We start from the raw sequence: 289 nt of genomic DNA, 5'->3' as shown, positions 1-289 counted from the left end.
CCCATAAAAACTAACTGTATTCTTACAATACATCTGCCCATCTGTGTCCACATGCCAGGAGTTCGGTCCAGCTTGGTTCCAGTTATCGCCCCAATTAGCCCAGAAAGCTGTCTTAGTGCCATAACCAGCACCATTCCCCATACCAACTGAGAATTGGTTTACTCCAGAAATCCAGCGACCACCTCCATTGTCAAACTGACCCAAGGTGAAACCTCCAATTTCACCTTGATAAGCTTGTAGGAAGGTTGAGCTAGATACAACAGATTCAATCTTGGTTGTGAAGATTTGC

At 45.0% G+C, this 289-nt stretch carries 1 pseudogene; it reads right to left on the bottom strand.

The features are described 5' to 3' along the window. Positions 1-289 (bottom strand): annotated as a pseudogene (locus WKI42_RS10810) (tail fiber domain-containing protein); the annotation flags it as partial.

This window comes from Streptococcus pseudopneumoniae (assembly GCF_038148935.1).
Lineage (GTDB): Bacteria > Bacillota > Bacilli > Lactobacillales > Streptococcaceae > Streptococcus > Streptococcus pseudopneumoniae_U.
The sequence above is the reverse complement of the archived record's forward strand: the minus strand, read 5'-3'. Positions and strand labels throughout refer to the sequence as shown.